Annotated in this window: 20 protein-coding genes; 11 read left to right on the top strand and 9 right to left on the bottom strand. The window is 60.6% G+C overall.

Features of this window, described 5'->3' with window-relative positions; genetic code table 11:
• Positions 1 to 83: 83 nt before the first annotated feature.
• From queC to queE, 3 genes are read left to right on the top strand one after another with little or no spacing between them, the layout of a single operon-like run.
• Positions 84 to 791: a 7-cyano-7-deazaguanine synthase QueC gene (gene queC, locus ACEVBK_RS11285; RefSeq protein WP_375055047.1), complete on the top strand. Its 708-nt coding sequence runs from the start codon at positions 84 to 86 to the stop codon at positions 789 to 791.
• Positions 779 to 1,135: a 6-carboxytetrahydropterin synthase gene (locus ACEVBK_RS11280; RefSeq protein WP_202088180.1), complete on the top strand. Its 357-nt coding sequence runs from the start codon at positions 779 to 781 to the stop codon at positions 1,133 to 1,135. Before queC ends, ACEVBK_RS11280 begins: the two co-directional genes overlap by 13 nt.
• Positions 1,132 to 1,848, top strand: a complete 717-nt coding sequence (gene queE, locus ACEVBK_RS11275; RefSeq protein ID WP_375055046.1) for a 7-carboxy-7-deazaguanine synthase QueE — start codon at positions 1,132 to 1,134, stop codon at positions 1,846 to 1,848. Before ACEVBK_RS11280 ends, queE begins: the two co-directional genes overlap by 4 nt.
• Positions 1,849 to 1,923: 75 nt before the next feature.
• On the opposite strand, the gene moeB is transcribed toward queE, so the two are convergent.
• Positions 1,924 to 2,697, bottom strand: coding sequence for a molybdopterin-synthase adenylyltransferase MoeB (gene moeB, locus ACEVBK_RS11270; RefSeq protein WP_375055045.1), 774 nt, complete (start codon positions 2,695 to 2,697; stop codon positions 1,924 to 1,926).
• A complete protein-coding gene (gene glp / locus ACEVBK_RS11265) occupies positions 2,697 to 3,938 on the bottom strand; it encodes a gephyrin-like molybdotransferase Glp (RefSeq protein WP_375055044.1) in 1,242 nt (413 codons plus the stop codon). Before glp ends, moeB begins: the two co-directional genes overlap by 1 nt.
• 166 nt (positions 3,939 to 4,104) lie before the next feature.
• Here glp and folE point away from each other — a divergent pair, with 166 nt between their 5' ends.
• Positions 4,105 to 4,761, top strand: coding sequence for a GTP cyclohydrolase I FolE (folE, locus tag ACEVBK_RS11260; RefSeq protein WP_375055043.1), 657 nt, complete (start codon positions 4,105 to 4,107; stop codon positions 4,759 to 4,761).
• Between the two features lie 26 nt (positions 4,762 to 4,787).
• Here folE and ACEVBK_RS11255 read toward each other — a convergent pair whose 3' ends face one another.
• Positions 4,788 to 5,666 (bottom strand): LysR family transcriptional regulator, encoded by an 879-nt coding sequence (locus tag ACEVBK_RS11255; RefSeq protein ID WP_375055042.1) that lies wholly within the window; start codon positions 5,664 to 5,666, stop codon positions 4,788 to 4,790.
• Positions 5,667 to 6,298: 632 nt separating this feature from the next.
• On the opposite strand from ACEVBK_RS11255, the gene ACEVBK_RS11250 reads away from it, so the two are divergent.
• The 3 genes from ACEVBK_RS11250 to ACEVBK_RS11240 all read left to right on the top strand — a co-directional run bounded on the left by ACEVBK_RS11250 (position 6,299) and on the right by ACEVBK_RS11240 (position 7,963).
• Positions 6,299 to 6,859 (top strand): YceI family protein, encoded by a 561-nt coding sequence (locus tag ACEVBK_RS11250; protein WP_375055041.1) that lies wholly within the window; start codon positions 6,299 to 6,301, stop codon positions 6,857 to 6,859.
• Positions 6,860 to 6,880: 21 nt separating this feature from the next.
• The gene (locus tag ACEVBK_RS11245) at positions 6,881 to 7,603 is read left to right on the top strand and encodes a hypothetical protein (protein ID WP_375055040.1); all 723 of its coding nucleotides are present in this window, start codon (positions 6,881 to 6,883) and stop codon (positions 7,601 to 7,603) included.
• Positions 7,604 to 7,690: 87 nt separating this feature from the next.
• Positions 7,691 to 7,963, top strand: coding sequence for a SelT/SelW/SelH family protein (locus tag ACEVBK_RS11240; RefSeq protein WP_375055039.1), 273 nt, complete (start codon positions 7,691 to 7,693; stop codon positions 7,961 to 7,963).
• Here the strand turns inward: ACEVBK_RS11240 and ACEVBK_RS11235 are convergent.
• Positions 7,943 to 9,688 (bottom strand): lysophospholipid acyltransferase family protein, encoded by a 1,746-nt coding sequence (locus ACEVBK_RS11235; RefSeq protein ID WP_375055038.1) that lies wholly within the window; start codon positions 9,686 to 9,688, stop codon positions 7,943 to 7,945. The genes ACEVBK_RS11240 and ACEVBK_RS11235 overlap by 21 nt on opposite strands.
• A gap of 44 nt (positions 9,689 to 9,732) precedes the next feature.
• On the opposite strand from ACEVBK_RS11235, the gene ACEVBK_RS11230 reads away from it, so the two are divergent.
• Together ACEVBK_RS11230 and speA are read left to right on the top strand one after the other, a co-directional pair.
• Positions 9,733 to 10,092, top strand: a complete 360-nt coding sequence (locus ACEVBK_RS11230) for a DUF6363 domain-containing protein (RefSeq protein WP_375055037.1) — start codon at positions 9,733 to 9,735, stop codon at positions 10,090 to 10,092.
• A 161-nt stretch (positions 10,093 to 10,253) separates the two neighbouring features.
• Positions 10,254 to 12,158 (top strand): biosynthetic arginine decarboxylase, encoded by a 1,905-nt coding sequence (gene speA, locus ACEVBK_RS11225; protein ID WP_375055036.1) that lies wholly within the window; start codon positions 10,254 to 10,256, stop codon positions 12,156 to 12,158.
• 200 nt (positions 12,159 to 12,358) lie between these two features.
• Here the strand turns inward: speA and ACEVBK_RS11220 are convergent, their stop codons facing one another.
• The gene (locus ACEVBK_RS11220; protein WP_375055035.1) at positions 12,359 to 12,529 is read right to left on the bottom strand and encodes a DUF2496 domain-containing protein; all 171 of its coding nucleotides are present in this window, start codon (positions 12,527 to 12,529) and stop codon (positions 12,359 to 12,361) included.
• 241 nt (positions 12,530 to 12,770) lie between these two features.
• Between ACEVBK_RS11220 and ACEVBK_RS11215 the strand changes: the two genes are divergently transcribed.
• Both ACEVBK_RS11215 and ACEVBK_RS11210 read left to right on the top strand, forming a co-directional pair.
• The gene (locus ACEVBK_RS11215; protein WP_375055034.1) at positions 12,771 to 13,400 is read left to right on the top strand and encodes a TetR/AcrR family transcriptional regulator; all 630 of its coding nucleotides are present in this window, start codon (positions 12,771 to 12,773) and stop codon (positions 13,398 to 13,400) included.
• A gap of 31 nt (positions 13,401 to 13,431) precedes the next feature.
• Positions 13,432 to 15,696, top strand: a complete 2,265-nt coding sequence (locus ACEVBK_RS11210) for an acyl-CoA dehydrogenase (RefSeq protein WP_375055033.1) — start codon at positions 13,432 to 13,434, stop codon at positions 15,694 to 15,696.
• A gap of 192 nt (positions 15,697 to 15,888) precedes the next feature.
• Here ACEVBK_RS11210 and pyk read toward each other — a convergent pair whose 3' ends face one another.
• From pyk to sodB, 4 genes are all read right to left on the bottom strand, one after another.
• Positions 15,889 to 17,328 (bottom strand): pyruvate kinase, encoded by a 1,440-nt coding sequence (gene pyk, locus ACEVBK_RS11205; protein ID WP_375055032.1) that lies wholly within the window; start codon positions 17,326 to 17,328, stop codon positions 15,889 to 15,891.
• A gap of 285 nt (positions 17,329 to 17,613) precedes the next feature.
• Positions 17,614 to 18,465, bottom strand: a complete 852-nt coding sequence (locus ACEVBK_RS11200) for a MurR/RpiR family transcriptional regulator (RefSeq protein ID WP_202083562.1) — start codon at positions 18,463 to 18,465, stop codon at positions 17,614 to 17,616.
• A gap of 256 nt (positions 18,466 to 18,721) precedes the next feature.
• The gene (gene rimO / locus ACEVBK_RS11195; RefSeq protein ID WP_375058551.1) at positions 18,722 to 20,035 is read right to left on the bottom strand and encodes a 30S ribosomal protein S12 methylthiotransferase RimO; all 1,314 of its coding nucleotides are present in this window, start codon (positions 20,033 to 20,035) and stop codon (positions 18,722 to 18,724) included.
• A gap of 134 nt (positions 20,036 to 20,169) precedes the next feature.
• A complete protein-coding gene (sodB, locus tag ACEVBK_RS11190; RefSeq protein ID WP_375055031.1) occupies positions 20,170 to 20,751 on the bottom strand; it encodes a superoxide dismutase [Fe] in 582 nt (193 codons plus the stop codon).
• Between the last annotated feature and the right edge of the window lie 163 nt (positions 20,752 to 20,914).

Raw genomic sequence — 20,914 nt, 5'->3', positions numbered from 1 at the left:
GTGGACAAGCAGGATCGGGCCGCTAAAATGGCTCCGCTTTTTATTCCCGGTCGCAGCCTACCCGGACAAAACAAGGACACAATATGAAAGCGTTACTGATCTGCTCCGGTGGATTCGACTCCGTGACCCTGGCCCACCGGCTGGCGGCGGAGCAGTCCCTCGGCGCATTGCTGACCTTCGACTACGGCCAGCGCCACAAGAAAGAAATCGACGCCGCCCGCCACTGTGCCGAGCGGCTCGCGGTGCCCCACCTGGTGATGGACATCGGTCATATCGGTCGCCAGCTGTCCGGCTCGGCGCTGACCGATGACATCAAAGTGCCCCACGGCCACTACAGCGAAGAGAACATGAAGGTGACGGTGGTGCCCAACCGCAATGCCATCATGCTCACCATCGCCTTCGGCGTGGCCGCCGCCCGCGGCCTCGACACCGTGGCCCTGGCGGTGCACGGCGGCGATCACTTCATCTATCCCGACTGCCGGCCCGACTTTATCCGCCTGTTCGGCGAGATGCAGGCGCGCGCCCTGGAGGGGGTGGCCGAGGTGGCGTTGCTGGCTCCCTATGTCAACACCGACAAGACCGAAATCGCCCGGGACGCGGCGCGTTTCGCCGTGCCGGTGGCCGATACCTGGTCCTGCTATGAAGGCGGCGACATCCATTGCGGCCGCTGTGGCACCTGTGTGGAGCGCATCGAGGCCATGGCCCTGGCCGGGGTGGCCGATCCCACGCCCTACCGGGACGAGCAGTACTGGCGGGAAGCGGTGGCGAGGGTGAAAGCATGTACACCATAAAGAAAGAGTTTCATTTTTCCGCTTCCCACCAACTGAAGCAGATGCCGGATCACCATCCTTGTTCCCGGTTGCACGGCCACAACTACGTGGTGGTGATCGAGCTGAAAAGCGAGCAGCTCGACCAGTACGGCTTTGTGCGCGACTACCTGGAACTGGCGGACTTCAAACGCTTTATCGACCACGAGCTGGATCATCGCCACCTGAACGAGGTGCTGGGCGACGAGTGCACCACCGCCGAGCGGCTGGCCAGGTACCTGTTCGACTGGGCCCATGCCCGCTGGCCCGAGGTGAGTGCGGTGGCGGTGTCGGAGACACCCAAGACCTGGGCCGAGTACCGGCCATGAGCATCGCCATCAGTGAAATCTTTGGCCCCACCATCCAGGGCGAAGGGGCGCTTGTCGGCGTGCCGACCGTGTTTGTGCGCACCGGTGGCTGCGACTTTCGTTGCAGCTGGTGCGACACCCTCTATGCGGTGGAGCCGCGCTTCAAGGCCGATTGGAAGCCGATGGGCGCGGGGGCCATACTGGCCGAGGTGAACCGGCTGAGTGGCGGCCGGCCGCTGCTGGTGACACTCTCCGGCGGCAACCCGGCGCTGCAGCCGCTCGATGAACTGCTGGCGTTGGGCCACGGGCAGGGATACACCTTTGCCATGGAGACCCAGGGCAGCAAGGCACAGGCCTGGTTCGGGATGCTCGATCACCTGACCCTGAGCCCCAAGCCGCCGTCCTCGGGCATGGCGTTCAACCGGGAGCGGTTCGAGGCCTGCCTCGCCGCTGGGGGCGATGCCCAAATCAGCCTCAAGCTGGTGATTGCCGACGAGGCGGATTACCGCTGGGCGCGGGCCCTGGCGGACGACTACCCACAGTTACCGCTTTACCTCCAGCCCTGCAACCCGGCGCCGGCCACCCCGGAGCAGCCGGAGCGGGAAACCGATACCCAGGAACTCAATGCCCGGCTGCGCTGGCTGGTGGACAGGGTCACCGGCGATCGCTGGTACCGGGCCCGGGTGCTGCCGCAACTGCATGTGCTGATCTGGAACAACGAGCGGGGGGTTTAGCCGGCGGCCAGCCTATGGTTGGGTCGACTTCAGTCGAGCGGAATGCGGCCCATTGAAATGGGCCCTACGATAGTCCTAGGACGGCGTGCCACCGTCCTTGGGGCGGGAGCATACCGGGCAGTCCGGTGCCTTGGGCAGGGTCAGCTCCCGGGTGCCGAGGGTCATGCCGTCCACCAGCAGCAGCTTGCCGCGCGGCGAGCGGCCCATGCCGGCCAGCAGCTTGACCGCTTCCAGCGCCTGCAAGGCGCCCATCACTCCCACCATGGGGGCCAGTACCCCGGCCTCCACGCAGCTCAGCACGCCGCCGCCCATCAGCCGGGACAGACAGGCGTAGCAGGGCTCGTCCTCGCCGTAGGTGAACACCGACAGCTGGCCCTCCATGCGGATCACCGCCGCCGACACCAGGGGCACCCCGGCCTCGCAGCAGAGGCGGTTGACCAACTGGCGGCTGTCCAGGTTGTCGGTGCCGTCCAGCACCAGCTGATGCTGTGGCAGCAGGCTACGCAAGAGGGCCTCGTCGGCCCGGACCCCATGGGTGACCACCTCCAGCCAGGGATTGGCGGCGCGCAGGCTGTCGGCGGCCGAGTCCACCTTGAGCCGGCCCAGATCCGCGTCCTGGTGCAGCACCTGGCGCTGCAGGTTGGACAATTCCACCCGATCGTGATCCACCAGGGTGAGCCGGCCGACACCGGCCACCGCCAGGTACTGGGCGGCGGCGCAGCCCAGGCCGCCGGCGCCGATCACCAGCACGGCGGCATTCTTCAGGGCTTCCTGACCCTCGATATCGAACTGGCGCAGCACTATCTGGCGGTTATAGCGCAGCCACTCCTGGTCACTGAGCTCCTTCATCACCAGTACAGTCCGTCGATCAGCTCCAGGGCGACGGTGTCCCCCTCGGCCACGTTGCCTCTGTCCTGTTCCAGGTGCAGCAGGCAGTTGGCCTCGGCCATGGCGCTGTACACCGCCGAACTCTGGGAGCCGGCGGGCACCACCCCCAGGCTGCCGTCCGGCTGGGTGCTGACGATGCCGCGCTGGAAGTCCATGCGGCCGGGGCTTTTCCTGAACGGCATCAGGGCGCGGGCCTGCAGCAGCGGGGTGGGCTTGAGGGCTTCGCCGGCCAGGCGGGCGAGGGCGGGGCGCACCAGCAGGTGGAAGGTGACGGCGGCGGACACCGGGTTGCCGGGCAGACCGAAGAAGGCGCAGTCGTCTATGTGGCCGAAGGCGAAGGGCTTGCCCGGCTTGATGGCCAGCTTCCAGAAGCCGATCCGGCCCACTTCTTCCAGTACCTGCCTGGTATAGTCCGCATCGCCCACCGAGACCCCGCCGGAGGTGATCAGCGCGTCCGCCTCGGTTGCGGCGTTCAGGAATGTCTGGCGGATAAGTTGGGGATCGTCGGCGATAATGCCGTAATCGATGACCCTGATGCCCAGTCGCTCCAGCATGGCGCGCACGCCGATACGGTTGGAGTCATAGATGTCGCCGGGAGCGAGCAGCTCGCCCGGGTTTTTCAACTCGTCGCCGGTGGACAGCAGGGCCACGGTCAACGGGCGGAACACGCATAGCTGTTCCAGCCCCAGAGAGGCCAGCACCGACAGTACCCGGGCATTGACGCGGGTGCCGGCCTCGAACACCGTCTCGCCCTGGGCCAGATCCTCTGCGGGGAAGCGGACATGCTGCCCGGTATTTACCGGCCCGGCAGGGTAGACCACGTTGTGCTCGGAGCGGCAGTTCTCCTGCATCACCACGCTGTCGGCGCCGAGTGGCAGGGCAGCACCGGTCATGATACGTATGCATTCGCCGGGGCCGAGCCGGCCGCTGAACGGATGGCCGGCCAGGCTGGTGCCAATCAGTTGCAGGCCCACGCCTTCCGTTATGTCTTCGGCGCGCAGGGCATAGCCGTCCATCGCCGAATTGGCGAAGGATGGCACATCGATGGGGGAGCTGATGGGGTCGGCCAGGATGCAGTTGAGGGCCTGTTCGACGGGAATGAGCTCGGTGCTGCGGGTCGCTTCCAAGCGGTTCAGCATATCGGTCTTGGCATCGATAAAGGGACGCAGTCCAGGTTGGCTGCAGCAGTCGTGAATGGCCATGTGGATCACCTGATTGTAGAAGGCTCGGGGTTATCATTTCAGATTAAGACATCTTTTATCATATTTCTTGGGCATTCCGCGATGCGAATACGCCATTCACAGCGGCCGCCAAATGGACTACCATTCCTGCAGTTTTTCATTTTTCAACTCTCCAACGGAGACTGCCATGACCGCTTTGAGTGATGCCGCTATCCGGGTTCGTTCCGCCCTGGAGGCCCGGGGGCTGGAAACCCCTATGCGGGCTAACAACCTGACCCTGGACGAAAAACAAGCCCGCATCACCGGGCTGATGACCGAAATGATGGATGTGCTGGGGCTTGACCTGACTGACGACAGCCTGGCCGAAACCCCGGCGCGAATTGCCAAAATGTATGTCCGGGAGATTTTTTCCGGGCTAGATTATGCTCATTTCCCGAAAATTACCTTGATCGACAACAAGATGAAAGTAGATGAAATGGTGCAGGTTCGGGACATCACCCTGACCAGCACCTGTGAACATCACTTCGTGACCATCGATGGCTCCGCCACCGTGGCCTACATTCCCCGCGGCAAGGTGATCGGTCTGTCCAAAATCAACCGTATAGTGCAGTTTTTCGCCCGCCGGCCCCAGGTGCAGGAGCGACTGAACCAGCAGGTGCTGGTGGCGCTGCAGACGCTACTGGAGTCCGAGGACGTGGCGGTCAGCATCACCGCCACCCATTACTGCGTCAAGGCGCGCGGGGTGATGGATGCCACCAGCACCACCACCACCACCTCCCTGGGCGGCATCTTCAAGAGCCGGCCCGATACCCGCCAGGAGTTTCTGAGCGGCGTGGTGCGCTGAATTGAACACTAGCGGCGATGGTGCCGCTAGTGCTTGAAACAGTCTTCCATATAGTCCACGAAGCATTTGACCCGGCTGGGCAGAAAGTGCCGGTGCGGGTACACCAGGTTCAGGGTGAGCACCGGCAACTGAAAGTCCTCCAGCACGGGCTGCAATTCCCCCCTGGCCAGATAATCCTCCACGATAAAAAGGGGCTGCATGATGATCCCCATACCCTGGCTGGCAGCCAGCGCCAGGGCGCGTCCGGTGTTGGCCCGCATGATTCCCTTGGGCCTGATGTGATAATGGCGGTCATGGTGACGGTATAGCCATTGGGGTTCGCTCAGAGTATAGAGCAGGCAGTTATGCTCATTGAGCTGCTCCGGGTGAGTGGGGGTACCGTGTCGGGCCAGGTAGTCGGGGGCGGCACAGGTGAGCAGCGACACCTGTGCCAGTGGCCGGGCGATCAACGAGGAGTCGGCCAGGGTACCGATGCGCAGCGCCAGATCGAAGTTTTCCTCCACCAGGGCTACCAGCCGATCGCTGTATTCCAGATCGAGTTGTATATCGGGATAGCGTCGATTGAATTCCGCCAGCAGTGGCGCCACCTTGAGGTTGCCGAAATCCATGGGCACCGAGATGCGGATGCGACCGCTGGGCTGGTGGCTGTGTGCCGATATCAGGGCATTGGCCTGTTCCAGCTCCGCCAGGATGGCGTGGCAACGCTCGTAATAAAGATGCCCGGCTTCGGTGACGCTGACCCGGCGGGTGGTGCGCATCAGCAGCCGGGCGTTGAGATGCTGCTCCAGCAAACTGACCTGCTTGGATACCATGGCTACCGACAACTCCAGTTGCTGAGCGGCCTTGGTAAAGCTTTGCAGCTCGACCACCTTGCAAAACACCCGGATAGCGGAAAGCTGGTCCATCACGATCTCCTCTGTTGCCTGCTCTGGACGCGGTGACTGGCCGTTGCCACCGGTGTGCAGGATTTTTTCCTGTTTTCAGCATGCATGGCGTTGCTTGAAGCGACGCATCACCGTTGATCCGTGGTTGCTACCCTGGCAGAGACCGCATCAGTAGTAATATTTAAATTTACCATGTGAAAATGTTAATAATTCATTTCATTCATACATGTGCAACCTATAGAGTGACCGGGCTGATGCAAGCGGCGATGCGGTACGGGTTTTATTAGGCTGGAATCCGGCCGTCCCTGGGTGCTTGCATGAGCATTGCCCTTTAGGGACCTGAATTTGTTCTGCCGAGCTGGTCCCGAGCCGGCGCGTAAGCGCCGGTATTTTTTAGCCTCTTCTCTCTGCCTGCCTTTCTCTTCGAACTATGCTTTCACTGGCACCTGACCGCCATAGTGCCGAGTTGGGCCTGTGCTTCGTGTCGGTCACCGGCTCGATGCAGACGCTGACTCAAGCATAGTATTATTTACTATTAGTAGATAATGTTTTATTTCAGGCGAGATTGTTCTCATTTGCAACTCACTCTACTATCAACAGCGAACAGAAATCTGCGAATGATACGCAGCATATAAATAATGACGGAGATCGTTATGAAAACCACCGCTACCCTGTTGTTCTCTTCCCTGCTGCTGGCAGGCCCCGCCCTGGCTGCCGACTACCAGGTGGATCCCGCCCATACCTCTGTTGTGTTCGAGGTGGGCCACCTTGAAGTCAGCACCCTGGTGGGCCGTTTTAACGAGTTCGAGGGCGACTATCATTTCGACGGTGACAACCCCACCGCGGCCAGGGCTCGTCTCACCATTCAGGCCGAGAGTATCGACACCAACCATGAAGACCGGGACAAGCACCTGCGCAGCCCCGATTTCTTCGACGTACGCCAGTATCCCACCCTGAGCTTTGAAAGCACCGGTTATGAAGGTGACAAGGACGGCGGCACCCTGGCCGGCAACCTCACCGTACACGGGGTAACCAAACCGGTGGCCTTCGATGTGCGTTTTATCGGGGAAGGCGCGGATCCCTGGGGCGGGTATCGCAATGGCTTCAACGCCGAGGCCCAGATCAAGCGCAGCGACTTCGGTATGAGCTACGGTCTGCCCGGCGTGGGTGACGAGGTGGTCATCAAGCTGTTTATCGAAGGCATTCGTCAATAATTCGAGAGGTGTGTCATGGGCTTGGATCTGCTGATTCAAACCCTGCTGCCGGCCATGATCGCGGGCGCCATCGGTTGGTGGCGCCCGTCTGTATTCTGGTGGGCTGCAGGGGTAGCGACCTGGGTGACCCTGGGCTGGGCATCGAGCTGGTACTTCTGGCCGAGCCGGGGCATTCACTGGTTCCCCTTCGTGTTCTGGGCGGTGGCGCTGGCGAGGCTGGTGCCGGCCGGACCGGGGCGGTGGCTGGGTTTTATCCTGACCGGCGGTGTTTTCCTGCTGGCCTTGTGGGCCCTGCTGCCCCGCTATCCCGAGGCCATTATCGGCCTGCTGGCATTTTTGTTGTGGCAGGGCTGGCGGGAATGGCGCCCGTGTCCCGGGCTAGGAATCGGCTTCGTGGCCGGGGCGGCCATGTTCAGTCTGGTGGTGGCCATCGGTGGCAGCGTGCTGCTGGCCCAGGTTGGCGGTGCCTTGGCGGTGCTGGCTGGCTTCCTGTGGCTGGCCGGGCTGACCAGGGGGGTGTCCGACAGGGACATGACCGCCGGCTATATGCTCTGGCTCGCCCTGTGCTGGCAGTTTATTCCCATGGACTGGTGGGTGGTGGCGCTGGCGCTGGTGCCGCCGCTGGTGGATCAGGGGCTGCGCGGCCGAGGAGCCTGGCCCGCGGCCCTGGGAGCCTTGGCCTCGGCGGTGCTGGCCGGCGCCGTCGGCCTCTGGCTGGTATGGCCCACGGTGTCCCTGTACTGACGGGCATGGAAAGCGTCCGAGGGCGCGCGTTCGCTCTTTACCCCGGCGGCGGCTTGGGTCATGCTGCGTCTTTTGGGAGGATAAAGCATGAAACCCAGAGTGGAGATCCGCTATTGCACCCTGTGTCGCTGGCTGCTGCGGTCGGCCTGGCTGGCCCAAGAGATATTGTCGACCTTTGCCGACGACGTGGGGGAGGTGGCCCTGATCCCGGGGGACAAGGGCCAGTTTCAGATTTATGTGGACGGCGTGCTGATCTGGTGCCGGGTGGTCGATAACGGCTTTCCCGAGGCCAAGGACATCAAGCAGCGGCTGCGGGATAACATCGCCCCGGAGCGCAGCCTAGGCCACAGCGACCGTTGACTTTTCCGTATCTGTCTTGTCCGCCGGCAGATGGGGCGCGATATAGCGCTGGTAGCGGCTGGCTTTGAGCCGGTGCAAGTCTACCATGACCAGGCCATCGACACAGTCGGCAAAATCCGGATCGGTGCCGAAGTCGATAAACTGGACGCCGCCCGGCTCGCACAGCTCCGAATATTGTTTGTACAGGGTGGGAATGGCGGCCCCGAGATTGTCCAGCAACTGTTTGAGCAGGGTCAGATCCTGCTGGTAATCCCTGCCGCCGAAGGTCTCGCGCAGGGCGGGTGCTGTCGGCGGCAGAGGGCGACGGGAACGGGCCAGGGCGGCGGTGGCCGGGAAGTACAGGCGGTAGAAGGCCACCAGCAGATCCCGTGCGGCCACCGGCAAGGCGGCGCTCAGCGAGACCGGGCCGAACAGGTAGCGGTAGTGCGGATGGCGGGCGAGGAAGGCGCCGATGCCGAACCAGAGGTAATCCAGGCTGCGCCGGCCCCAGTAGGCGGGCTGGATAAAACTGCGGCCAAGCTCCAGGCCCCGGGCCAGGAAGGGTTCCATCTCCTCGCCGTAATCGAACAGATGGTGGCTGTAGAGGCCGCTCAGGCCTTTTCGGGCGAGTTGTTCGGCAGTGGGGATAAAGCGATAGGCGCCAATCACTTCCAGCTCTTGCGGATCCCACAACAGCAGTTGGTAATAATCATCGTCATAAGGGTCCAGATCCCGCCGTTTACCGGTGCCTTCCCCCACGGCACGAAACGACAGTTCCCGCAGTCGCCCTATTTCTCTCAATATCACGCAATGGCCGGCCCGGCTGGCCCGGGTCAGATAAATGGCCTTGCCGTCCTGGGTCTGGCCGAGCAACTCACATTGCTCCACCGCTTTTTTCAGCTGCTGGCGCGGCTCGGGAGGTGCTATCGCCACCTGGGTGGCGAACAGGCCGGATTTGCCCTTGCCCAGCCGGTACAGGTGGCGGCGAAACAGCAGGCAGAGGGCCTTGTCGGTGAGGCTACTCTGCCGACAGCATTCCCAGCCAATCGGCTGGCCGATGCGCAGGGAGATCGCTTTGTCCTGCTGGCGGAACATTTCCCGTACCAGCAGTAAGCCGCCCAGCGGACGGTAGGTCAGTGAGCTGAGATAGAAGAAGGCGGAATTGCGTCCGCGGATATGGACGGGCACTATGGCCGCCCGGGCCTTGGTGGCCAGGCGGATGAATCCGGAATGCCAGCGGCCGTCGCGAATACCCTTGGCACCCAGGCGCGAGACTTCGCCGGCGGGGAAAACGATGACCACGCCGCCCTGAGCAAGGTGGTGGGTAACGGCACCGAGCTGGGTGCGGGCGGTTTTGCCGGTCATGTTGTCCACCGGCAGCAGCAGCGAAGACAAGGGAGTCAACCGGGCCAGCATCTGATTGGCGATGACCCTGGTGTCGGGCCGGACCCGGGACACCAGCTTGAGCAGGGCCAGACCGTCGAGGGAGCCGATGGGGTGGTTGGCGATGATCACCACCGGGCCGGAAGCCGGAATATGCTCCAGCTCCTGCTCGCGCAGGGTTACCTGAAAGCGGAAATAGTCGAGTACCTGCTCGACGAAGTCGAGGCCGCGCAGGTGAGGATACTGTTCGGCGAACTCGATGAACGCCTGCTCATGCAGCAGGTAACGTAACAGCGCTTTGCAGCCGGGGACATGCTGCCATCTGGGCAGGTACTCGGCGGCCAGGGTGTCGACGGATAACATAACGGATTCCTCCCTTGCAGTGGTTCTCAAACTAGGAAACCCCCGTGACGGTGGTATTGCGCCGCCATGATCATTCAATGACAGGGGGCGAGCTGTTGCAGATGGTGGAAGCCCATGAGCGCGGCTTTAACGACGCCCGCGGTTTCATCAGTCAGCCGCCGGCGGATGCCCGTAACATCGAAATTTTCCCTCATCGGCCCTCGCAAAGCCGGAACCTGGGCGCGAACGGGGAGCAACTGGAGCGGGGTCGTCGTGGCGGCCAATATTTTCTGCAGGCGCCGGGGGTGGCGGTTCAGTACCGGCCGCGCAATAAAATTGTCTTCTGCCATCGTCATGCTCTGGTCATGGTTAAAGTCTCTGTGTACACTCGCCTGCCCCGATTTTTATGGCACCTTTCGGGGTAAGTGGCAGTAAGACCCGTTACTATAAAACAGAGCTGTTTTGAGTATTTTTGCCCCGGGCAGCGGGTTCTCGATACCATCGAGGCGTCAAACAATTATCGCACCGGGCCTGCCGAGGCCCGGATCTTCTATGGCCCTTACACCGATAGATGGGGACAAAGAACATGGCAGAATGGTCCGCAAACGATGCGCTCAAGGTTTATAACCTGCCTTACTGGGGCGCTGGTTTCTTTCATCTGGACGACCAGGGACGGGTCGTCGTTACTCCCGACAAGACTCGTCCCGACGCAAAAGTGGTGTTGTCCGAGGTGGTCGAGCAGCTCAAGGCCGAGGGCTATGCTGCCCCGGTGTTGCTGCGCTTTCCCGATATTATCAAGAGCCGGATCGATGCCCTGTTCAACGCCTTCAACGGCGCCATTGAAGATTATGGCTATGAAGGGGACTACCTGACCGTCTACCCGATCAAAGTCAACCAGCAACGGGGGGTACTGGACGCGGTCACCAAGGCCTACAAGGACAAGCCCCGGCTGGGGCTGGAAGCCGGTTCCAAGCCCGAGCTGCTGGCGGTGCTGGCCCATACCCATGAAACCGAGTCGGTGATCGTGTGCAACGGCTACAAGGACAAGGAATATGTGCGCCTGGCGCTGCTCGGTACCAAGATGGGCCACCAGGTCTATATCGTGATCGAGAAGCTGTCTGAGCTGACCCTGGTGATGGAAGAAGCCAGGCGTATCAATGTGACGCCGCGCCTGGGCGTGCGCGCCCGGCTGGCGTCTCAGGGCGCCGGCAAGTGGCAGTCCAGCGGTGGCGAGAAGTCCAAGTTTGGCCTGAGTGCCTCCCAGGTGCTGGCCCTGGTCAACCAGTTGAAGGCCGCCGGCTGTATCGACTGGCTGCAGTTGCTGCACTTCCACCTGGGTTCGCAGATTGCCAATATCCGCGATATTCAGAAGGGGATCCGCGAGTGTGGCCGCTTTTACGCGGAGCTGCGTCGGCTGGATGTGCCGGTGGACATCGTGGACGTGGGCGGCGGCCTGGGCGTGGACTACGAAGGGACCCGTTCCCAGAGCTACTGCTCCGCCAATTATAATCTGCGCGAATACGCCAACAACGTGGTGTGGGGCATCGGCAACGTCTGTCGCGAGTTCGAGCTGCCGTACCCTCGCATCATCAGCGAGTCGGGCCGGGCCATTACCGCCCACCATGCCCTGCTGGTGGCCAATGTGATCAGCATCGAGTCGGCTACCCCGACCCAGCCGGCAACGCCGGCGGACGATGCGCCCTTCCTGCTGCAGAACATGTGGGAAACCTGGGAAGATCTGTGCCGGGAAGATCCGCCTCTGCTCGAAATTTACCACGATACCGTGGCCGAGCTGGCCGACGTGCACGAGCAGTACAACATGGGGCTGATGAGCCTGCAGGACCGGGCCTGGGCCGAAGAAGTACACCTCAATATCTGCCTCGGTATCAAGGCCAGGCTGGACTCGGTCAACCGGGCGCACCGGCCGATCATGGACGAGTTGAACGAGAAGCTGGCGGACAAGTGCTTCGTCAACTTCTCTTTGTTCCAGTCCTTGCCCGATGCCTGGGGCATCGATCAGATCTTCCCGGTACTGCCGCTGGACGGACTGGATCGTCCGCCGACCCGGCGGGCGGTGATCCTGGACATCACCTGCGATTCCGACGGTGCCATCGATCAGTATGTGGACGGCCAGGGGGTGGAAACCACATTGCCGATGCCGGAGTTCGTGCCCGGCCAGCCCCAGTACCTGGGCTTCTTCCTGGTGGGGGCCTATCAGGAGATCCTGGGCGACATGCACAACCTGTTTGGCGATACCCACAGCGCCGAGGTGGTGCTGGATGAACAGGGCAAGGTGCAGATCAACAACATCAAGGCCGGTAGCAACGTGGCCGAGCTGTTGCGCTATGTGGACATCGATCCCAGCGTGATCAACGCCCAATACGAGCTGCAGGCCAGCCACCCGGATCTGGACGAGGAAACCCGAGCCATGCTGCTGAAGGAGCTTTCCGCCGGCCTGGAAGGCTACGCCTACCTCGAAGAAGAACTCTGACGTAATCGGTTTGACGCCGGAGGCTGGAAGCGCAAGGCTTCCAGCCTGACTTTTAGTCACAAGTCGGGTTGTTTGCTGAAACTGTAGAAAAGAGGCAACAGGAGCCACCTCCGCCGACACGGCGAGTATCAGCTCCCACGACGTGCCGCAGGAGCAGTGCCCTTTGGGCCGATACTTTACGTCTTACCAAAAGCTGGTGACTAAGCGCCTGGCTTCAGGCTCCCGTCTTCCCGCTCCCGTTTGCATTCGAAATCCCGGGTAACGATGGCCAGGGCGGCCAGCGCCAACTCGGGACTTACCCCATTCACTTCCAGCAATGCAATCAAATCCACCGCCAGTTGAACTTCTGCCGGGGCTTCGGCCAGGGTCATGATAGGCTCCTCGTCTGACAATACCGGACTCATCACCGGATTTTACCCAAAAAAATGCCCAGCAGGGCTGGGCAAAGACTTAGTGCTTAATTGCAGTGGCATTACATTGGAGCGGGGATAAAGCAGAAGGTTCCCGTAAAATATGCCGGATAACGTAAAATTTTTTCGATGCGTTTTTAACTTGACAGTAACCGGTAGTGAAACGTAAATTTTAAACAGTTGTTTTATTTTGAGGTGGCCAGTGAGCAGAAAAGATACCAAGCAGAAGATCCTCGATGCCGCCGAGGTGTTGTTTGCCGAGCAGGGATTCAGTGAAACCTCGCTGCGGCTGATCACCAGCGCGGCCGATGTCAACCTGGCTTCGGTCAATTACCACTTCGGCTCCAAGAAGGATCTGATCAAGGCGGTGATGGACCGTTACCTGGCCATCTTTATGCCCAGTACCGATGCTGCCTTGACCCACCTGCTGGCGGAGCCCGCGATCACCCTGCACCAGGTGTTCGACTGTTTTGTGGCACCGCTGATGGCGCTGACCAAAATCAAGCGCCGAGGGCCCGAAATCTTCCTGCAGTTGTTGGGGCGGGGCTATATCGATAACCAGGGCTTCCTGCGCTGGTTTATCGTCAACCACTATGGCGAGGTGCTGGAGCATTTTACCCAGGCCATCCACAAGGCCGCGCCCGAGCTGTCCTCCGCCGACGTGTTCTGGCGGTTGCACTTCACCCTGGGTACCGTGGTGTTCACCATGGCCTCCAGCGAGGCGTTGCGTGACATTGCCCGTACCGATTTCAACGAAGAAATAGATGTGGAAGGGCTGGTCCGTAAGGTGATTCCTTACCTGGCCAGTGGCGTCGGCGCCAAGCCCTGTTGATTTACCATCCCGGTTACTAAGGAGAGGGATCATGAGTTTACGCAAGAAATGGATCAGTGGGCCGGCTTTCGCCACCTTCAAGAAAATACTGCCGCCGTTGTCGGCCACCGAGCGCGAAGCGATGGAGGCCGGCTCGGTCTGGTGGGACGGCGAGCTGTTCCGCGGCAAGCCGGACTGGTCCAAGCTGGCGGCTTATGGTCCTTCCCGCCTGACCGAGGAAGAGCAGCAGTTCCTCGATAACCAGGTGGAAACTCTGCTCGCCATGCTGGACGATCATCATATCGTCAACGATGAACGCGAACTGCCCGAGCCGGTGTGGGACTATATCAAGCGGGAAGGCTTCTTCTCGCTGATCATTCCCAAATCCTATGGTGGCCGGGATTTTTCTGCCTATGCCAACTCCACCATCGTGGCCAAGATCGCCAGTCGCAGTATCAGCGCCGCCGTGACGGTCATGGTACCGAACTCCCTGGGGCCCGGTGAGCTGCTCATGCACTATGGCACCCAGGAGCAGAAGGACCGGTGGCTGCCGGGGCTGGCCAGGGGAACCGAGGTACCCTGCTTTGCCCTGACCGGGCCAGAAGCCGGCTCCGATGCCGGCGCCATTCCCGACAGCGGCGTGGTGTGCAAGGGCGAGTACAATGGCGAAGAAATGCTGGGCATCCGCCTCAACTGGGACAAGCGCTACATCACCCTGGCGCCGCGCGCTACCGTGCTGGGTCTGGCGTTCAAACTTTATGATCCCGACGGCCTGATGGGCGATAACAAGGACATCGGCATTACCTGTGCCCTGATCCCTACCAGCCACAAAGGGGTGGAAATTGGCGATCGTCACTTCCCCATGGGGCTGGCGTTCCTCAATGGCACCACCCGAGGCAAGGATGTGTTCATTCCCCTCGACTGGATCATCGGCGGGCCCGATTATGCCGGTCGCGGCTGGCGCATGCTGGTGGAATGCCTGTCCGCCGGGCGGGGGATTTCGTTACCGGCCCTGGGCACTGCCAGCGGCCACCTGGCGGTCCGTACCACCAGTGCCTATTCCTATGTGCGCAAGCAGTTCGGCCTGTCCATCGGCAAGTTTGAGGGCGTGCAGGAAGCCCTGGCCCGTATTGGCGGCATGACCTACCAACTGGAGGCGACGCGCCGCCTGACCACCCGAGCGCTGGATCTAAACGAAAGCCCGGCGATTGTCACCGCTATCTCCAAGTACCACATGACCGAAATGGCGCGTACCGCCATGGACGACGCCATGGATGTGCACGCGGGCAAGGCCATCCAGATGGGACCCAAAAACTACCTGGCCCACAACTACATGGGCATTCCGGTGGCCATCACCGTGGAAGGGGCCAATATTCTCACCCGTAACCTGATGATTTTCGGCCAGGGCGCCACCCGCTGCCATCCCTTCGTGCTGAAGGAACTGGAAGCGGCGGCCAATCCGGACGAGAAAGCCGGCCTGGACCAGTTCGACCAACTGTTGTTCCAGCACATCGGTTTCGCCGCCGGCAACGTGTTCGGTGCTTTCTGGCAGGGACTGACCGGTGGGCGCTTCAACGGTGCCCCGGTATCCGGAGAGACCGGCCGCTACTACAAGCAACTGGCCCGTATGAGCAAGGCGCTGGCCCTGTGCGCCGACATGTCGATGCTGATCATGGGGGGGGATCTCAAACGCAAGGAAATGATCTCCGCCCGCCTGGGAGATGTGCTGAGCCACCTTTATCTGGCCAGTGCCACCCTGAAGTTTTATGAGGACAACGGCCGCTGTGCCGATGAACTGCCCTTCGTGCACTACGCACTCAGCCGCAACCTGCATCTGATTGGCGAGGCCCTGGATGGTTTCTTCCAGAACTTCCCCAACCGGCCCGTGGCGGTGGCTCTGAAGGTGCTGATTTTCCCGCTGGGCAACCGCTACAGAAAGCCCTTGGACAAGCACGCCCAGGCTATCTGCAAGCTGCTGATGACCCCTGGTGGGGTACGCGACCGCCTGACCCAGTTGTGCTATGTACCGAAGGAAAACGAGCCGGGCCTGGGTGAAGTGGAGGCCGCCTTCCTGGCCATGGTATCGATACAGGGCATCGAGAAGAAGCTGCTGGAGGCGCAGAAGGCCGGCAGGCTGCCGCGCAAACTGCCCTTCGAGCAGATGCTGGAGCAGGCGAGGGCGCAGGATATTATCAGCGATACCGAAGTCCAGCGTCTGGTCAAGGCGGAAGAGCTGCGTCGTCGCGCCATTGCCGTGGACAGCTTCGCCCCCGGGGTTCTGAGTCGAGAAATGCCAAAAAAGTCTGACGCGGCCTGAGTCGCCGGCCGCCAGTCACAGCAGAGGCCGGGCAAATGCCCGGCCTATCGGGTAGGGCTGATTTCAATCGACCAATCCTCAGCACCGTGTTCCAGCCCGGTCGAATAAATTCAACCTTACCCAATGACAAAACCCCGGTGCCGTTTCCGGCACCGGGGTTTCTTACCACTTAACGCTTACGGTTTTCGCCGCTTATTCCACGGTCAGGATCTTGCAGGTATTGGTGCTGCCGACCACTTCCATCATGTCGCCGTGGGTGAGCAGGACCAGATCACCGGAGTTGACGTAACCGGCCTGTTTCAGGGTACTCAGGGCTTCACGACAAATCTCGGCATGGCTCATGCTGTCGTCGGGCTTGAAGTAGACCGGGGTCACGCCACGATACAGGTTGGTCCAGGCCAGGGTCTTGGCTTCACGGGACAGGGAGAAGATCGGCAAGCCGGAGCTGATGCGGGACATCAACAGCGGGGTGGTACCGGACTGGGTCAGGGCCACGATCGCCTTTACACCCTGCAGGTGGTTGGCCGCGTACATGGTGGACATGGCCACGGTTTCTTCTACCGAGGTGAAGGTAAAGTTCATGCGGTGGTTGGACACATTGACGCTGGGATGCTTCTCTGCGCCCAGGCAGACTTCCGCCATCGCCTTCACCGTTTCGATCGGGAACTGGCCCGCGGCGGTTTCGGCAGACAGCATGACCGCATCGGTGCCGTCCAGCACGGCGTTGGCCACGTCCATCACCTCGGCCCGGGTGGGCAGGGGGGCGGTGATCATCGATTCCATCATCTGGGTGGCGGTGATCACCACCCGATTCAGGCGGCGGGAGGTGCGGATCAGTTTCTTCTGTACGCCCACCAGCTCGGGGTCGCCGATCTCCACGCCCAGGTCGCCCCGGGCGACCATGACCACGTCGGAAGCCAGGATCACGTCTTCCATGGCGGCGTCGGTGGCCACCGCTTCGGCACGTTCAACCTTGGCCACCAGCTTGGCGTTACTGCCGGCGGCACGGGCCAGTTCACGGGCGATGCGCATGTCTTCGCCGGTGCGGGGGAAAGACACGGCCAGGTAGTCGACGCCGATTTTGGCGGCGGTCTTGATGTCTTCCTTGTCTTTCTCGGTCAGCGCCGGGGCAGACAGACCACCGCCTTTCTTGTTGATGCCCTTGTTGTTGGACAGAGGGCCGGCCACGGTGACTTCGGTCAGCACCTTGTTGCCTTCCACGCCCTCGACCCGCAACTGAACCCGACCGTCGTCGAGCAGCAAGATGTCGCCATTCTTGACGTCGCGCGGCAGCTCTTTATAGTCGATACCAACTTGCTGCTGGTCACCGGCGCCTTTCGGCAGATCCGCATCCAGCACGAACTTGTCGCCGATATTGAGGTGGATCTTACCATCCTTGAAGGTGGATACGCGGATCTTGGGGCCCTGCAGGTCACCCAGGATGGCCACGTGCTTGCCCAGTTTTTTGGCGATGTCCCTTACCTGGTTGGCGCGGGTCATATGATCTTCGGGAGTACCGTGAGAGAAGTTCATGCGCACCACATTGGCGCCGGCGGCGATAATACCTTCCAGGTTATTGTCGCGATCGGTAGCCGGACCCAGGGTGGTGACAATCTTGGTACGTCTTAACATAAGAGACTCCAATTGAGATGTAGATGAAAAAAAGAGGGGATGTTCAAGTTGCTTTTTAAGCCTGGCAGGCTGCGAATAGGGGACGAACGACGGATGTCTGCAGACGGGAGTCTTGGGGTTGCCAATCGAGCCGCAATGGGCTCTCGGTAGGTGATGAATGGCTGGCTCACGGTCTGATGCTGCATCCTTGGTTTTGTAAATTGTTACCGATAATAACCGAAGCCCGGGTCAAAGTGTAGACGCGGTCACAAAAATGGCCGGTATTTGCCGGCCATTTGATCAAAATCAAAGGTGGGGGTTATCAAAACGTGAATTTTTTATCCCTTCCTTAACCTTCTTCAGGTTTTCCCTAAACTTGCCACCGCGGCGCAGGATAAAACCGGTGGCGAGCACATCGATCAGTACCATCTGGGCCAGGCGGGAGGCCATCGGCAGGTAGACATCGGTGTCTTCCGGCACGTCCATCGACAACACCATGGTGCACTCCCGGGCCAGGGGCGAGTCCTTGGCGGTGAGGCCGATGACGATGGCGTCGTTCTGGCGGGCGAGCTGGGCGATTTCCACCAGCGCCTTGGTGCGGCCGGTGTGGGAAATCAGCACCACTACGTCGCCCTCGGAGCTGGCGATGCAGCTCATGCGCATCATCACCACGTCGTCGAAACACAGCACCGGCACGTTGAAGCGGAAAAATTTGTTCATGGCGTCGTGGGCCACGGCGGAAGAGGCGCCGAGGCCGAAAAACGACAGTTTCTTGGCCTGGGTGAGGATGTCGACGCAGCGGTTGACCGCCTGGGGATCCAGACTGTGCCGGGCCGAGTCCAGGCAAGCCATGCTGGATTCGAAAATCTTGGCGGTATAGGACTCGGGACCGTCGTCTTCTTCCACATGGCGGTTTACATAGGGGGTGCCGTTGGCCAGGCTCTGGGCCAGGTGCAGTTTGAAGTCCGGAAAGCCTTTGGTGTCGAGGCGGCGACAGAAACGGTTGACGGTCGGCTCGCTCACATCCGCCAGCTTGGCCAGGGCGGCGATGCTGGAATGGATGGCGGTCTGCGGCGAAGCCAGGATCACTTCCGCCACTTTCCTTTCAGACTTGCTGAAACTATCTATATTTTTTGTAATTTTTTCTAATGTATTCATCTGAACAACCGGGCTCGATGGGACGGGCCAGGAACAACCCTGGGCGGCGTAACAAAAGTGGATACACTATACAGGACAATCGATTGCGTTAAGAGTATCCCCATACCAAAGTATGACTGAACTCTAAAAAAATTACTCGAAAGAAGAAAAAAAAGCCAATAATGGTGTTGCTTAATAACAAATGACATGACCTGGATCGGGTTAGAGATGTAAAAAAGCCCCGCGGGCGGGGCTTTTTGCCGGGAGCAGCCGGTACTTAAACCAGCTCGCCCCAAAGGTCGTATTCGTCGGAATGGGTGACGGTCACCTGCACCAGATCGCCGGGCTTGAGGCCGGTTTCACCGTTGAGGTACACCAGGCCATCGATCTCCGGGGCGTCGGCACTGGAACGGCCGATGGCCCCTTCCTCGTCCACCTCGTCGATCAGCACTTCGATGACCTTGCCCACCTTCTGTGCCAGCTTGCGGGTGGAGATCGCCTGCTGCAGCGCCATAAAGCGTTCGAAGCGCTCCTGCTTGACTTCTTCCGGCACCGGATCCGCCAGCTCGTTGGCCCGGGCGCCCTCCACCGGGCTGTAGGTGAAGCAGCCGACCCGATCCAGCTCGGCCTGCTCGATAAAGTCGAGCAGCATCTGGAAGTCTTCCTCGGTTTCGCCGGGGAAGCCGACAATAAAGGTGGAGCGGATGGTGATCTCGGGGCAAATCTCGCGCCAGCTGCGGATCCGCTCCAGGGTGCGCTCCACCGCACCCGGGCGCTTCATCAGCTTGAGGATGCGGGGGCTGGCGTGCTGTAGCGGAATATCCAGGTAGGGCAGTATCTTGCCGTCGCGCATCAGGGGGATCAGATCGTCCACGTGGGGGTAGGGGTAGACATAGTGCAACCGTACCCAGACCCCCATCTTGCCGAGCTCCTCGCACAAGGCCTGGATATGGGTCTTCACCGGCGCACCGTCGGCGAAGCCGGTCTTGTGCCTGACGTCCACCCCGTAGGCGGAAGTATCCTGAGAGATCACCAGCAGCTCCTTCACCCCGGCAGCCACCAGGCGACGGGCTTCACTCAGCACCTCGCCGATAGGACGGCTGTCCAGATCGCCGCGCATGGAGGGGATGATACAGAAGGTGCATTTGTGGTTGCAGCCTTCGGAGATTTTCAGGTAGGCGAAATGCTTGGGGGTGAGCTTGACGCCCTGTTCGGGCACCAGGTTGACAAAGGGGTTGTATTCCGGACGCGGCACATATTGATGAACATGATTCAATACCTGCTCGTAGGAGTGGGGGCCGGTGATCTCCAGCACCTTGGGGTGCACTTCACGAATTTGATCTTCCTTGGCGCCCAGGCAGCCGGTGACGATGACCTTGCCATTCTCGTTCAGGGCTTCGCCTACTGCTTCCAGGGATTCCTGTACGGCGCTGTCGATAAAGCCGCAAGTATTGACGATCACCAGATCGGCATCATCGTAGGAAGGCACCACATCGTAACCTTCGATACGCAACTGGGTCAGGATACGCTCGGAGTCGACCAGGTTTTTCGGACAACCGAGAGACACGAAGCCGATACGGGGAACAGACATACTCACTTGGCTTAACTCACTTTAAAGAGGGTAGAAACGAAAGAGGGCGCATTTTACACCCAAGTTGGCTGACTAAAAAAGAGGCAACAACAAAAACACCCCGGAAGGCCGGGGTGTTTTCAACTGACGAAAACTTATTTGGCGAAGTTTTCTGCCACGAAGTCCCAGTTGACCAGGGCCCAGAAGGCTTTCACATAGTCGGGACGCACGTTGCGATAGTCGATGTAGTAGGCGTGTTCCCACACATCACAGGTCAGCAGCGGGGTCACGCCGTCGGTCAGCGGGCAGCCGGCATTGGAGGTGTTGGCAATGCCCACGGAGCCGTCGGCCTTCTTCACCAGCCAGGTCCAGCCGGAGCCGAAGTTGGTCACACAGGATTTGGTGAACTCTTCTTTAAAGGCGTCGAAGGAGCCGAAGGCGGCCTTGATGGCGTCGGCCAGGGCGCCGGTCGGTTCGCCACCGCCGTTGGGAGCCAGACAGTGCCAGTAGAAGGTGTGGTTCCACACCTGGGCTGCATTGTTGAAGATACCGCCGGAAGAGGTTTTGATGATGTCTTCCAGGGATTTGCCTTCGAACTCGGTACCGGGAACCAGGTTGTTCAGGTTGACCACGTAGGTGTTGTGGTGCTTGCCGTAGTGATATTCCAGGGTTTCCTGGGAGATATGGGGTTCCAGAGCATTCTTGGCGTAAGGCAGTGCAGGAAGTTCAAATGCCATTGTTATTTTCTCCATTTTGATTGTGCCAGCCGGAGCTGGCCGAGACATTGCTGCTTGCTTTCTTTCCATGGCGGGAGCGGCCCATGACAGAGCATAGCCGCAAACCGCTAAATTGCTGAAAGGATTGTAACAGTTTGCCGGATGGCGAAACAACAACAGCTTT

It is taken from the genome of Zobellella sp. DQSA1 (genome assembly GCF_041950555.1).
In the GTDB taxonomy this organism is placed as follows: domain Bacteria; phylum Pseudomonadota; class Gammaproteobacteria; order Enterobacterales; family Aeromonadaceae; genus Oceanimonas.
Note: the sequence above shows the minus strand (reverse complement) of the source record. Positions and strands in the feature narration are given on the sequence as shown.